10 protein-coding genes are annotated in these 11,942 nt (G+C 67.9%); 5 read left to right on the forward strand and 5 right to left on the reverse strand.

Features of this window, described 5'->3' with window-relative positions; translation table 11 throughout:
• Both Y706_RS25420 and Y706_RS0113130 read left to right on the forward strand, forming a co-directional pair.
• A partial coding sequence (locus Y706_RS25420; protein WP_043436140.1) for a DUF6314 family protein occupies positions 1-375 on the forward strand: 375 nt, incomplete at its 5' end.
• A complete protein-coding gene (locus Y706_RS0113130) occupies positions 372-779 on the forward strand; it encodes an NUDIX hydrolase (protein WP_028276934.1) in 408 nt (135 codons plus the stop codon). The genes Y706_RS25420 and Y706_RS0113130, both read left to right, overlap by 4 nt.
• A gap of 32 nt (positions 780-811) precedes the next feature.
• Here the strand turns inward: Y706_RS0113130 and Y706_RS0113135 are convergent, their stop codons facing one another.
• Positions 812-2,725: an ABC transporter ATP-binding protein gene (locus tag Y706_RS0113135; RefSeq protein WP_028276935.1), complete on the reverse strand. Its 1,914-nt coding sequence runs from the start codon at positions 2,723-2,725 to the stop codon at positions 812-814.
• Complete coding sequence (locus Y706_RS0113140; RefSeq protein WP_028276936.1) at positions 2,722-4,389, reverse strand: ABC-F family ATP-binding cassette domain-containing protein; 1,668 nt, start codon at positions 4,387-4,389, stop codon at positions 2,722-2,724. Before Y706_RS0113140 ends, Y706_RS0113135 begins: the two co-directional genes overlap by 4 nt.
• A 288-nt stretch (positions 4,390-4,677) precedes the next feature.
• On the opposite strand from Y706_RS0113140, the gene Y706_RS0113145 reads away from it, so the two are divergent.
• Genes Y706_RS0113145 through Y706_RS0113155 form a run of 3 tightly spaced genes read left to right on the forward strand, consistent with a single transcriptional unit; the run spans position 4,678 to position 6,936 of the window.
• The gene (locus tag Y706_RS0113145) at positions 4,678-5,424 is read left to right on the forward strand and encodes a hypothetical protein (RefSeq protein ID WP_028276937.1); all 747 of its coding nucleotides are present in this window, start codon (positions 4,678-4,680) and stop codon (positions 5,422-5,424) included.
• A complete protein-coding gene (locus Y706_RS0113150) occupies positions 5,421-6,149 on the forward strand; it encodes a hypothetical protein (protein ID WP_028276938.1) in 729 nt (242 codons plus the stop codon). Before Y706_RS0113145 ends, Y706_RS0113150 begins: the two co-directional genes overlap by 4 nt.
• A 43-nt stretch (positions 6,150-6,192) precedes the next feature.
• Positions 6,193-6,936 carry a hypothetical protein gene (locus Y706_RS0113155; protein ID WP_028276939.1) on the forward strand — a complete coding sequence of 248 codons (744 nt, stop codon included), beginning with the start codon at positions 6,193-6,195 and terminating at the stop codon, positions 6,934-6,936.
• 258 nt (positions 6,937-7,194) lie between these two features.
• Here Y706_RS0113155 and Y706_RS0113160 read toward each other — a convergent pair whose 3' ends face one another.
• The 3 genes from Y706_RS0113160 to Y706_RS28225 all read right to left on the reverse strand — a co-directional run.
• A complete protein-coding gene (locus tag Y706_RS0113160; RefSeq protein WP_028276940.1) occupies positions 7,195-10,230 on the reverse strand; it encodes an alpha-mannosidase in 3,036 nt (1,011 codons plus the stop codon).
• Positions 10,231-10,320: 90 nt separating this feature from the next.
• Positions 10,321-11,193: a formate dehydrogenase accessory sulfurtransferase FdhD gene (fdhD, locus tag Y706_RS0113165; protein ID WP_028276941.1), complete on the reverse strand. Its 873-nt coding sequence runs from the start codon at positions 11,191-11,193 to the stop codon at positions 10,321-10,323.
• Between the two features lie 134 nt (positions 11,194-11,327).
• Positions 11,328-11,942 (reverse strand): molybdopterin-binding protein (locus Y706_RS28225; protein WP_043436141.1); only part of this gene is annotated, 615 nt, incomplete at its 5' end.

Below are 11,942 nucleotides of genomic sequence, written 5' to 3' on the forward strand. Positions count from 1 at the left end.
CCGGCGAGCCGGGAATATCTGCTGCGGCCGGCGGACACCCCCGATGTCCTGGACGTGTACTTCCCGGACGGCCGCCCCTTCCACCGCATGGGCTTCGCCGGGCAAACCAATCAGGACGAGCACTGGTGCGACCCCGACACCTACCGCGTGACGTACACCTTCCGCGGTCCGGACCAATGCGGCTACCGCTGGGACGTCACCGGGCCCGCCAAGGACCAGCTGCTGGAGTCCGTCCTGCACCGGCTGAAAGCAAAACCAGAAGCAAGCCCAGGCCCGGAGCCGGAGACAAGGCCAGGCGTGACGCCGGGAGTAACCCCGGATATGACCCCCGATGCGGCCCCGGATGCCGCGCCGGATTCAGGGCGTGCCGGGTGAACCCGCGCATCGTCGTCTCCGCCGTCTGCGTTTTCGATCGCTCCGGACGCCTCCTGACCGTCCGCAAACGCGGCACGGACAAGTTCATGCACCCCGGCGGCAAACCCGAGGCCGGCGAAACAGCGGCCCAGGCTGCGGCGCGCGAGCTCCAGGAGGAAGTGGGGATCGTGCTGGCCCCGGACCGCCTGGACCTGCTGGGTTGCTGGCTGGCGGATGCCGCCAACGAGGCGGCCACCCAGATCGAGGCCACGGTCTTCACGGCGCCCGGGGTATGGAGCGCCCGGCCGTCGGCGGAAATCGCCGAGATCCGCTGGCTGGACCTGTCCGCCGAGCTGCCCGGCGACCTCGCCCCGCTACTGACGGACCATGTGCTGCCGGCCCTGTCCGCCAAGCCGTCCGGCTAGGACCCGTACCGGCCAGGGCCTCCAACGCCGGCTCAGTAGCCGGGCACGGATTCCTGGGCCACCGCGCTGGCCTCGGAGAACTGCGTCCGGTACAGCTCCGCATAGCGGCCCTCGGCGGCGAGAAGCTCCCGGTGGGTACCGCGCTCCACAATCGAGCCGTCCTCCACCACCAGGATCGCGTCCGCCGCACGGATCGTCGAGAGACGGTGGGCGATCACGACGGCGGTACGGCCTTCCAGCGCGGCGCCCAACGCCTCCTGGACGGCGGCCTCATTGGTCGAATCCAGCGCGGCGGTGGCTTCGTCGAGGATGACCACCCGCGGCTGGGCGATCAGCAGGCGGGCGATCGTCAGGCGTTGCCGCTCGCCGCCGGAGAGCCGGTAGCCCCGCTCCCCCACCACGGTGTCCAGCCCATCGGGCAGGGACCGGATCATGTCTTCGAGCCGGGCACGGCGCAGCGCATCCCACATCTGCTCTTCGGTGGCCTCCGGCCGGGCCAGACGCAGGTTGGAGGCGATGCTCTCGTGGAACAAGTGACCGTCCTGCGTCACCATCCCGAGGGTCGCGCGCATTGAGTCGAACGTGAGGTCACGGACGTCCACGCCCGCGCCGGGCGTCGTGCCGCCGAAGCGGATGGCGCCGGAGTCGACGTCGTACAGGCGCGACAGGAGCTGCGCAATGGTGGACTTGCCCGCCCCGGAGGAGCCGACGAGGGCCACCGTCTGACCCGGCTCCACCCGGAAACTGATGCCGTGCAGCACTTCCTCGCCGCCGCGGGTGTCCAGGGTCCGCACGTCCTCCAGGGAGGCCAGCGAGACCTTCTCCGCCGAGGGGTAGGCGAAGCGGACATCGTCGAACTCCACCGAGAGCGGACCTGGCGGGGAGGCCACCGCATCCGGCTTCTGCTGGATGAGCGGCTTGAGGTCCAGGATCTCAAAGACGCGTTCGAAGCTGACCAGGGCGCTCATGATCTCCACCCGTGCGTTCGAAAGTGCCGTGAGCGGCGCGTACAGGCGGGTGAGCAGCAGCGCGAGCACGACGACGTCGCCCGCGTTCAGCTGCCCGGCGAGCGCGAGCCAGCCGCCCAGGCCGTAGACCAGTGCCAGGGCCAAGGCCGAGACCAGTGTCAGCGCCGTGACGAAGGTGAATTGCAGCATGGCGGTGCGGACGCCGATGTCCCGGACGCGGCCGGCCCGGAGGGCGAACTCGCGGGATTCCTCGTCGGGGCGGCCGAAAAGCTTGACCAGCGTGGCGCCGGGCGCGGAGAAGCGCTCGGTCATCTGGGTGCCCATGGTGGCGTTGTGCTCGGCGGCTTCGCGCCGCAGATCGGCCAGCTTGGAGCCCATCCGGCGGGCCGGGATCAGGAAGATCGGCAGCAGGATCATGGCGAGCACTGTCACAAGCCACGATTTGTTCAGCATCACCGCGAGGGTCAGCGCCAGTGCCACGACGTTGCTGACCACGCCGGAGAGCGTGCCGGCGAAGGCCGACTGCGCGCCAATGACATCGTTGTTCAGCCGGCTGACCAGGGCCCCGGTCCGGGTCCTGGTGAAGAACGCGATCGGCATCTTTTGGACGTGGTCGAAGACCTTCGTGCGGAGGTCCACGATCACGCCTTCGCCGATCGTGGAGGATAGCCAGCGCGTCACGAGGCCCAGGCCCGCCTCGGCCACCGCGACGATGGCGATCAGGACGGCCAGCCAGATCACGGTTGAGGCCTCCGCGTGGGCGATGATCTCGTCAACCACCTGCCCGGCGAGGACCGGGGTGGCGACCGCCAGGAAGGCCATCACGATGGACAGCAGCACGAAGGCGATCAGTTTGCTGCGGTGGGGGCGGGCAAAACTGAAGACGCGCTTCAGGGTCTCCTTCGAGAACGGCTTGGACCCGCTGGAGGCGCGGGTGATGTTGTAGAGGGAGCTCCAGGCGACCCGGTCCATGCTCATTTGGTGTTGCCTTTCGGGGCATCGGCGTGCAGTTCGGTGACGACGCCGTTCTCGACGTTCCAGCGCACGTCCAGGCGGACGTTTTCCAGCAGCCGGCGGTCGTGGGTGACCAGCAGCAGCGCGCCGTCATAGCTGTCGAGGGCTTCCTCGAGCTGTTCGATGGCGGGCAGGTCAAGGTGGTTGGTGGGTTCGTCCAGCACGAGCAGGTTCACGCCGCGGGCCTGCAGCAGCGCCAGGGCTGCCCGGGTCCGTTCCCCCGGGGAGAGGGAGTCCACGGTCCGGTTGGTGTGATCGGCTTTGAGGCCGAATTTGGCCAACAGGGTGCGCACCTCGGCCGGGGTCTGCTCCGTCAGGACGGCCTCAACGGCGTCTGCGAGCAAAAGCTCGCCGGCCAAAAGACCGCGCGCCTGGTCGATCTCGCCGACGGCCACGGACGCGCCCATGGAGGCGTCACCGGAGTCGGGCAGCTGGACGCCGAGCAGGAGCCGGAGCAGGGTGGATTTGCCGGCGCCGTTGGGACCCGTGATCCCGATCCGTTCCCCCGCATTCAGCTGCAGGTTCACCGGACCCAGGGTGAAGTCGCCCTGCACCGCGACGGCGTCGCGCAGGGTGGCCACGACGGCGCTGGAGCGGGGCGCCGCCCCGATGCTGAACTGCAGCTGCCATTCCTTGCGCGGCTCGTCCACTTCTTCGAGCCGGGCGATGCGGGACTCCATCTGCCGGACCTTCTGGCCCTGCTTCTCGGAGGACTCGGTGCTGGCCGCCCGGCGGATCTTGTCGTTGTCCGGGTTCTTCTTCATCGCGTTGCGGACGCCCTGGGAGCTCCATTCGCGCTGGGTGCGGGCCCGGGAGACGAGGTCCGCCTTCGTGTTCGCGTACTCCTCGAAACGTTCCCGGGCGTGCCGGCGGGCAACGGCGCGTTCCTCCAGGTAAGCCTCGTAGCCGCCGTCGTAAACCGCCACCGAGTTTTGGGCCAGATCCAGTTCCACGATCGTGGTCACGCAGCGCGCCAGGAACTCGCGGTCATGCGAGACCAGGACGGCGCCGCCGCGCAGGCCCTGCACGAAGGCCTCGAGCTTAGCCAGGCCGTTGAGGTCCAGGTCGTTGGTGGGTTCGTCCAGGAGCACGATGTCGAACCGGCTCAGCAGCAGGGCGGCGAGCGCCACACGGGCCGCCTGGCCACCGGACAGGCCAGTCATTCCGGCGTCGGGGCCCACATCGAGGCCAAGGTCCGCCAGGACGGACGGGATGCGCTCCTCCAGGTCAGCGGCACCGGAGGCCATCCAGCGGTCGAAGGCCAGGGAGTAGGCGTCGTCTGAGCCCGGAGCGCCGGAGCCCAGCGCCTCCGCGGTGGATTCCATCTCCAGGGTCGCCTGGGCACAGCCGGTGCGCCGGGCGATGTAGCCCGCGACCGTTTCGCCGGCAACGCGTTCGTGTTCCTGCGGCAACCAGCCGACAAAGGCGTCGGCGGGGGCCAGGCTCACGGTGCCTTCCTGCGGACCGTCGACGCCGGCCAGCAGCCGCAGCAGGGTTGATTTGCCGGCACCATTGGCGCCGACGACGCCGACGACGTCGCCGGGGGCTACGGTCAGGGACAGCTTCGAGAAGAGTGTGCGGTGATCGTGTCCACCGGAAAGATCCTTGGCAACAAGGGTTGCAGTCATTACTTCATCCTCTCACTGCGGCCCAAAACGGGCCGTCCAGTCTGGCAAAAACGGGCCGTGCTGACTGGGAGAAACGAGCCGAAAACCAGCCGGGCATAGAAGAACCCGCCGGTCCGGACTTGGGGGGTGTACGGACCAGCGGGTTCGACCATTTAGCATAGTTGAATTAGGACCTCACGCAAAATCCCAGCCCGCACGGCCACACCGCCGCCACCCCCCGCCTCAATCGCCGTTGCCCCACCGCATGCCAGTAGCCATACTGCCCGTCGACTCCGCAGGAAGCCCTAGATGCCACTACCCGCAAAGGCGTTCCAACTCTGGCTTCACCGCGTTGCCCCGTCCGCGAGCACAGCCGATCTCTGCCGGATCTCCGGGATCAAGCGCACCACCTTCGCCCAGCAGTTGGTCCGCGGGAAGGTGGCCGAAACCACCCTGGTCAGCATCAGCCGGGCCCTGGATTTGAGTCCGCTGGCGGAACTCGCTTCCTTCGAGCACTATGCGGAGCTGGCCGCCCCGCCGCAGCCGCCGACCCCGGCCGAACTCGTCAGCCAGATCGCCACCATGGACCTGTTGCGCGCCGTCATTTCGCGTTCTTCCCCGGCCTACGGCGGCTACGGTGACCAGGGCAGCTCAATGACCCCGGCTCTGAGCCCCGCACCGCACGCCACGTCGGTCCGGAACTGGGTGGATGCGATTGACGACGGTGAATTGCGCCACCGGGTTTCGGCCGCCACCGGGGTGGCACCGCAAAATTACTCCGCGCAGCTCACGGCAAACCGGCTGTCCCCTGAGCTTGCGGTCGCGACGGCCCGCGCGGCGGGCGTAGGCTTCACGGGCGGGCTCGTCGCAACGGGCCTGATAACCGAGGCTGAGGCCGGCTGGACGGCCGGGGCGAAGCAAGCCGCGTTGGATGCTCTTTCCGACGGCGACCTTAGCGCCCTGGCCGGGGAACGTCTTCAGGCGCTCGGAAAATCGCTGCGGCGCCATGAGCAGGAGCAGGCACAAACACAAAAGATTTGGGAGAACCTCGGATGATCGCGATCCTGCAGTGGACCACACTGGCGATTTGCTGCGTCGCCACGCTCGTCCGCGTGCCCAGTGTCCTGCGGGGTGAAAACCGGTCCCTGTTCTGGATCCTTGCGCTAATGACCCTGGCGATCCTGCTCAGCATCGATGCCCCGTATCTGGAGGTGGACCAAGCCCTGGGAGGCATGAACATCGCCAACCTGCTGCTGCGCTTCGTCATTTTCGCCGTCATCTTCTTCCTTGGTCTCCGGATGGCCCGGGGCTTCAGCGCGGACGATGCCCTGCGGCTCATCACCGGCCCCATCGGCATCGCAGTAGCCGCTGCCGCCTCGGCTGTGGTGGTGGTCTTCCTCATGATGGATACCGCCGGCTCCTCGGCGGGTTTGGTCGCCGTGTTCGCCAAGGATGATCGCAATGCCGCCTTGGTGGAGTATTACGGGGCCGCCGGGCGCCTGTACCCCGCGTTCATCACCGCGGCACTGTTTCCGGCGATGCTGCGGACCCTGCGCAGCGGACTTCCGGCCCTTGTCCGGTCCAGCGCCGGGCTGCTGGCCGTGGGCACCGTGGCCATCTGTCTCAGCCTGCTCTCCCCGGTCGTCCCTCCGCCCCTCGGGTTCATGCGGTTCGTCATCAACTACTCGGCGGTCCTGTGCCTGGTCCTGGGACTGTGCATGATCTGGCTGGCTAAGACGCTTGCGAAGCATGCACCGAAGAAGCATGCTGGCATGATCTGACCACTTTGGGGCTGAGCAGGCAAGCGATGTGGGAGAACCGGGAATGATTGCAACCCTCCAGTGGGGCACGCTGATCATCTGCACCGTGGTGCTCCTCCTCCGCCTTCCGGATGCGATCCAGGGACGGAACAGGACCGTCTTCTTGATCCTGGTGCTCGCGACCCTGTGCAGCCTGCTCTCGGTGCCCGGCCCCTATGAGGCGATCGATGGGGCGCTGGGGGGATGGAACCTCGCCCACCTGATCTTGCGCTTCCTCGTATTCGCCGCGGTCCTGCTGGTCGGTCTGCGCGTGGCGCGGGGCCTGGCAGACGAGCCCGGCTACCGCCTCATCGCGGGGCCGGCCGGGCGCTGGGCCCTGGCTCTCAGCGCCGTCGCCGTGGCGTTGACCTTCTTCCTCATGGACACCCGCGGGTCCTCGTCGGGCCTGCTGGGCATCGCCGACAAGGGGGGCCCGAATGCAGTCCTGGCGCCGTTCTACGCCGCCGCCGGCCGCACCTACCCTGCTTTTGTCTCCCTCGCCCTGCTGCCGGCATTGCTGGCCACCGCCCGGAGCCGATTGCCGCGTCTCGTGCGTGCGGCGGCCCTCCTGACCTGCCTCGGTGCCCTGGCAACCGCGTTCACCATCCCCGCCTCCTTCGCCACGAAAGACTGGCTCCTCGCGCAGCAGACCGTCAATTATCTGGCCGTCCTGGGCTACGTCCTGGGCCTGGGACTGTTCTGGGCTTCCGGGCTCGCCGCCAAAGAATCTCATAACGCGCGCGCAAAATTTCGCAAGAACGAAAAGTAGGCATTCACAAAATCATTAGACCGTGAGAGAATCATGAATGTGTGAATGCGGCAATCGCTTCGTGTACGGAAGTCAGCCGTGCGAAGCAGAGGCAGTCGTCCAAGCGCCATTGGGGGGATGAGTGGTAGCGGTCCGGTAGGACCGCTCCCACTCAGCCTGTTTAAGGGGTTTTCCGGTTGTTCCCGACAACATTCGGATTCCCCGACACTGCCGGCCGGATTCCCCTGCAGGAAAGGCGGCGTCAGGCGGCCCTGGCTGTCAGCGCACAAACCTCAGCGTGACCAGCTGGAAGGGCCGCAAAGTCAGCTCGGCGGAATCGCGGCCCGCCGTCACTCCCGGGGCATCGACGGGCCGTTCCAGCAGATCCACGGCGTGCAGCCCGCGGACCGGGAAATTGGCCTTCACCGCGCCGGTGGACCGCTCCCCCAGTGCTTCGTAGAGCCGGACAATCACGTCCCCCGAACCGTCTTCAGCGAGTTTGACCGCTTCAATGACAAGGGCCTGGTTGAACACCGTGACCAGCGGCTCCACCCCGTGGGCCCCATGCACCACCCGCGGTGCCAGGTTGGTGCGGTAGCCCTCTTCGACGGCGTCGGCGATCGTGGCGCCCGGACGGACCGTGACGTGCAGCTCGTGCCTGCCCTGGTCCGCGCCGGGATCCGGAAACTTCGGTGCCCGCAGGAGCGAGAGCCGCACTGTGGTGGTGGTGCCGCCGTCGTCCTCGCGGACATTGCGGGTGACGTCGTGGCCGTAGCTGGAAGCGTTGGAGATCGCAACTCCGTAGCCCGGCTCGGCGACGTGGATCCAGCGGTGGGCGCAGATTTCGAATTTCGCGGCCTCCCAGGACGTGTTGACATGGGTCGGGCGGAACACGTGCCCGAACTGCGTCTCCGCCGCCGACCGGTCGGCCCTGACATCCAATGCAAAGCCCAGCTTGAGCAGCTTTTCGCTCTCCTGCCAGTCCACGGCCGTAGTGATCGCGAGCGAGTCTGCACCCGGCGCGAGCGTAATCCGTTGGGTCACCGCGGAGGACCCGGCCATCCGCTCCACCACCACGACGGCGTCCGGGCTTTCGCCCCGGGGGTCGCGCTCCAGTGCCACCGAAAGCGCCTGGTCCAGACGGACGACGTTCCTGCGGTAGAAGGCGTCGATGTCCCACGCGTCCCATTCATTGGGCGTGTCCCGGTGCAGCTCCAGGAGGTTTCCCACCTCGCCGGGAGCAATCGCCTCGCGTCCGGAGGCCCGGTCCGTAAGGGAGACCAGCAGCCCGCGGGCATCCACCACGGCACGGATGATGCCATTGTCCAGGATGTAGCCGCCGCCGTCCTCAGTGACCTCTACCGGCTGCCCGGGCCGGACCGGTTCGGCAGCCGCCAGGGCAGGCACGCCCAGGCGCTCGTGCGGGGCAGCGTTGAGCAGGAATTCCCGGCTGCCGGTGCCGAGGGCCGCCGCCGCGGCGTTCGTGATGACCGCTTCCAGTCCCCGTTCGACGGCGGCATAGTTCCGTTCGGCGTCCTGGTGGACCCAGGCGATGGAACTGCCCGGCAGGATGTCGTGAAACTGCTGCAGCAGAACCAGCCGCCAGAGGCGCTTTAGCTCCGCAGCCGGATAGCGGTGCCCGGTCCGCACAGCCGCCGTGGCACTCCAGAGCTCGGCCTCCCGGAGGAGGTGCTCGCTGCGCCTGTTCCCCAGCTTGGTCCTGGCCTGGCTGGTGTAGGTGCCGCGGTGCAGTTCCAAGTACATCTCCCCCACCCAGACCGGCAGGGGCTCATACTCGGCCTGGGCCTGGCTGAAGAAGCTGGCCGCCGAGCCGATCCGCACCTTCGGAGATCCTTCCAGATCCGCCGTGCGCTGCGCTGCGGCCAGCATCTCGCGGGTTGGGCCCCCGCCGCCGTCGCCGTACCCGAACGGAACCAACGACGTGCCTCCGCGTCCGTGGTCCCGGTAGTTCCGTTCTGCGTGCGCCAGGTCCCGGGCACTGAGGTCGGAGTTGTAGCTGTCCACAGGTGGGAAATGGGTGAAGACCCGGGTGCCGTCGATCCCCTCCCAGTTGAAGGTGTGGTGAGGCATCCTGTTGACCTGGTTCCAGGAGATCTTCTGGGTCAGGAACCAGCGGCTGCCTGCGGCCTTGATGATCTGCGGCAGGGCGGCGGAATACCCGAACGTATCCGGCAGCCACGCCTCCTGGCAATCGACCCCGAATTCGGCCAGGAAGAAGCTCTTACCCTCGAGGAACTGCCGTGCCATGGCCTCGCCACCGGGCATGTTGGAGTCGGATTCGACCCACATCCCGCCGACGGGAACGAACCTGCCGGCGCGGACCTTGTCCCGGATGCGCCCGAAAAGCTCCGGATAGTACTCCTTCATCCACGCGAGCTGCTGGGCGGAGGAGCACGAAAAGATGAAATCGGGATTCTCGTCCATCAGGGCGACGACGTTGGAGAAAGTCCGGGCGCACTTGCGGATGGTCTCCCGGACAGGCCACAACCAGGCCGAATCGATGTGGGCGTGGCCCGTGGCCGCCAGCTGGTGCGCCGAGGCATAGGCGGGCCGGGCCAGGGCATCGGCCAAGGCGGCCCGTCCGGCCTCCGCGGTCCCGGCAACGTCGTCGGGGTCCATGATGTCCAGCATGCGTTCGAGCGACCGCAGGATGTCGTGGCGGCGGGGCAGGTCCATGGGCAGTTCGTGCATCAGCCCGCTGAGCGTGAGGATGTCCTGCTGCAGTTCCCAGACAGTCTGGTTGCATTCGGCGATGGCGATCCTGCCGAGGCGATACTTCGGCTCGCTGCCCGACGTCGCCTTGTCGCCGTAGGGGGTGGCGGCGAAAGTCCAGTTCTGGGACAAGTCGGGGTTGGCCGCGGCTTCGACGTAGAAGTCAACGGCCATGCCACTGCCCAGGAGCTTGAGCGGGATGTACTGGTTCCGTGGCGAGATCGCCTTGATGATGGTCCCGTCGGACCGCCAGGCAATGCCTTCGCACTGGAAACCCGGGAGGTCGCCGCTGAAGCCGAGGTCCACGAGGACTTCCACGGAGGTTCCGGCCGCGGTTCCCCAGGCGTCCGGCACCTCACCCCGGAGCCGGAGCCACTTGGTGCTCCAGGGCCGGCCCCAGGCCGCGCCGTGTTCCTGGGGCGTGAACTCCTGCCGCAGGGCCTCGAGCACCGGCACGGGTTCGTCCGGCGCGTCCCAGCTGCTCAAAGTCAGCGGCACGCTGCGCGGGTAGACGGCCGGGCCGATCCGGTCACGCAGAAAGCGGTCCAGCCGGACTTCCGTAAGACGGCGGTCGTCGTGCAATGTGATCCTCTTCAGCGCTGGGGGGTCCGATCGACTCCAATCGATGGATAAAACTTACGCCGCGGAGAACCCATTGGCCAACTGTTGCCCCTAGCCGGCCGCAGGCGCCGGAACCGCGACGCGTTGCTGGCCCGCGTACACGTTCAGGCTGGTCCCGCGGCTGAACCCGGCCAATGTCATCCCGCTGGCCTCGGCGAGCTCGACGGCCAGGCTGGAGGGGGCACTGACAGCGGCGAGGACCGGGATACCGGCGAGGGCCGCCTTTTGGACGAGCTCGAACGATGCCCGGCCGGACACCTGTAACACGGTGCCCCGGAGCGGGAGCAGGCCTTCGCGGAGCGCCCAGCCCACCACCTTGTCCACCGCGTTGTGCCGGCCCACGTCTTCGCGCAGGCACAGCAACTCGGCCGAGCCGTCGTCGGAGATCCTGAAGAGGCCGGCAGCGTGCACGCCGCCGGTGACTTCGAAGACCTCCTGGGCGGACCGGAGGGCGTCCGGGAGGGCCGCGAGCGTTTCGACGGGGACGGTCAGCTGATCGTGTGCCGGGCTGTAGTGCGACGACTTCCGAACGGCATCGATCGAGTCAGTGCCGCAGATGCCGCAGGAACTGGAGGTGAAGACGTTGCGTCCGGTCTCGGGCCGGACGACGTCGGGCCTGAGCTGCGCCTCCACCACGTTGAAGGTCTGCATGCCGTCGGCGTCTTCGCCGGCGCAGAACCTGAGCGAGACCAGCTGTTCGGGAGACCAGATGATCCCCTCCGAGACGAGGAAGCCTGCGACGAGGTCGAAGTCATTGCCCGGCGTTCGCATGGTGACGGAGAATGACATGTTGCCGAGCCGGATTTCCAGCGGTTCCTCGACGGCAAGGACGTCCTCCCGGTGCCGGACCGGAAATTCGAGGGCCTGCGGGGACCCGTCCAGGACGATCTTGTGCACCTTGCGGCGCTGTGTCACACGGCCCATCCGGTGCTCCTAAGCAACATTGTGTGCCGCTGTCTGAAGCTAGCGGCTGTTTGAATCTTTGGCTGGTTCCATCATTGTAAGTGCCTGATCCTGGCGGCGTGCCTTGTCCCGGTGCCGTCGCAGCAGGCCAGGGCTCAGCCCAAAAGGGCACTCCAGTCCACCGGACCGTCGCTGGCCGCGGTTTTCCTGGCGGTCCGCTTCGCCGCCGGCTTCTGTTCGGCAGCCGCCGCCGAAGCGTCAGGCAACGGCGCACTCCACGGGAGGCCGAAGGCGGGGACCAGTTCCCCCAGCTGCACGCCATGGGGCGGGACCACCAGCACACCGTCGGCGGCGGCCAGCCCCCGCATCATTCCGGGGCCGGTGTGCTGCGCCGGCGATGCCATGCCGTAGAGCAGCCGGAAGGGCATGAGCCGGGTCCGGCCCGGGTCGGCGTCAATCGTCGAGCCGCAGGGCACCTCGCTGAGCGGGGGGATCACGCCGTGCCCGAGTGCCGCCAGGAGTGGGGCACCGATCGTGGACAGCGCCATCATGGCCGCGAGCGGGTTTCCTGGCAGGCCAAGGATGTAACGGCCGTCCGGCAGCTCGGCCAGCACGGCGGGGTGGCCCGGGCGCATGGCGATTCCGTCGATCAGCAGGCGGCCGCCGAGCTCGGCGACCGAGCGCCTGAGGTGGTCTGTCCCGGAGCGCCCCGTGCCGCCGGTGGTGATCACGACGTCGGCAGGCAGGTTTTCACCGGCAGGATCGGTGTC

Source organism: Arthrobacter sp. I3, assembly GCF_000520575.1.
Lineage (GTDB): Bacteria > Actinomycetota > Actinomycetes > Actinomycetales > Micrococcaceae > Arthrobacter > Arthrobacter humicola_A.

Bases quoted from the DNA above. Each gene is read 5' to 3' on its own strand.
- Y706_RS0113155 (WP_028276939.1), top strand. From the start codon at position 6,193: ATGATTGCAACCCTCCAGTGGGGCACGCTGATCATCTGCACCGTGGTG.
- Y706_RS0113135 (WP_028276935.1), bottom strand. From the start codon at position 2,725: ATGAGCATGGACCGGGTCGCCTGGAGCTCCCTCTACAACATCACCCGC.
- Y706_RS0113150 (WP_028276938.1), top strand. From the start codon at position 5,421: ATGATCGCGATCCTGCAGTGGACCACACTGGCGATTTGCTGCGTCGCC.
- Y706_RS0113145 (WP_028276937.1), top strand. From the start codon at position 4,678: ATGCCACTACCCGCAAAGGCGTTCCAACTCTGGCTTCACCGCGTTGCC.
- fdhD (WP_028276941.1), bottom strand. From the start codon at position 11,193: ATGGGCCGTGTGACACAGCGCCGCAAGGTGCACAAGATCGTCCTGGAC.
- Y706_RS0113140 (WP_028276936.1), bottom strand. From the start codon at position 4,389: ATGACTGCAACCCTTGTTGCCAAGGATCTTTCCGGTGGACACGATCAC.